Raw genomic sequence first — 1,388 nt, forward strand, 5'->3', positions numbered from 1 at the left:
AAATAATGCTGTTGAAAAAATATCGAAAATACTTGATGTGCCCAGGGATGAGATCGAGCCAATACTTCCACCGGGTGGTTCTGTAATAATAGAAACATCAAGGGAAATAAAGGAATTAGGATAATTTGCTTTTTAATTCCTCTATTGTTGATACATCTGTGGGGTCAACCTCCCTCACAAGAGCCAGTTCATATGTTAAATAGTCTGCATAATGTATTAGATAGAATAGTTTCTCAAAATATTCATTGGTTGGTGCTGTTATAATATTAAATGATTCCCCGGTTATTTCCTGTGTGATTTCTATCCTTCTCTGTATTCTAAGATTGTCGGAATTAAAGACGTAATACCTGTATTCATCTCTTCTGTAAGCCTTTTTTAATGGCATTGTGTCATTATGATTGAGTTCAGGAAAATAATTATAAAATGCAAATGTCTTTGAGTTCTCATTAAACTGTGTTTTCCATCTGTATGCCACTGATTTAAATGGTCTTGACCCAAATATTATTGGTATATAGCTGTTTTCATATATTTTTAATGCCTCCCTGCGCATTTCATCATGATTTTTATCCATGCTGTCCAAAATATCATATGTTTTTTTAATTATGTCATCATCCACTGGATCAAATGTATTGAAGAGTGGCATTAACATGTAACCTAGAGCAGATCTTGGCTGTAATCCTGATGGTATTATTATTGAATTTTTTACCCTGTCGGCAAGCTTTCCACCAGATGTAATGGCATAAACATGGGCATTTTTTTTCATTGCCTCATCCACATTATTAAGTGTTTCCTCGGTATTTCCAGAGTAACTTATGCCAATAAATACAGTTCTTTCATTGACAAATTCTGGTATGCCGTAATCTCCAACAGTTATAACAGGTTTTTTTGAGAATTTTTCCTGAAATATATCGCCAACAATGCCAGACCCACCCATACCGGAGATTACAATATTGTCATATTCAGAAGTTATGTTAAATTTTTGATTAAATTTAATTTGCTCCTTTAAATTCTTTAATTCGTCTATAAAGTCCATGTAAGAGTTAATTGATTTTTATTTATTAATTTTTGTTTTAGTCCTCGATGTTCCTGTACAGCCTGTAAGCATATGAGTCCTTTAATTTTTTTATTGATGCACCGGTTATGATTACTGATACAAGGCATAGCAGTGTTGTTATATCTATTATTAATAAAAGTCCATGGAAACCAACAATGTCACCAATAAATCCAAGTATTATTGATATAACACCGCCAAATAACGCACCAAAGTTGTATGATATCCCGGAGATAATACCCCTTACAACAGGATTTACACGCTCCATCAGTAGCAGCGGCACAACAGGCATTGATCCCACACCCACTGTAAAGGCTATCAATGCAGGTACCGACAG

Annotated in this window: 1 protein-coding gene and 1 pseudogene; both read right to left on the reverse strand. The window is 34.3% G+C overall.

Annotated elements, in window-relative coordinates; all coding sequences use genetic code 11:
- Positions 1–115: 115 nt before the first annotated feature.
- Positions 116–1,033 carry a bifunctional phosphoglucose/phosphomannose isomerase gene (locus AOG54_RS03555; RefSeq protein WP_048101642.1) on the reverse strand — a complete coding sequence of 306 codons (918 nt, stop codon included), beginning with the start codon at positions 1,031–1,033 and terminating at the stop codon, positions 116–118.
- A gap of 37 nt (positions 1,034–1,070) precedes the next feature.
- A pseudogene (locus AOG54_RS09890) lies at positions 1,071–1,388 on the reverse strand (MFS transporter); the annotation flags it as partial.

Source organism: Acidiplasma aeolicum (assembly GCF_001402945.1).
Classification (GTDB): Archaea; Thermoplasmatota; Thermoplasmata; order Thermoplasmatales; family Thermoplasmataceae; genus Acidiplasma; species Acidiplasma aeolicum.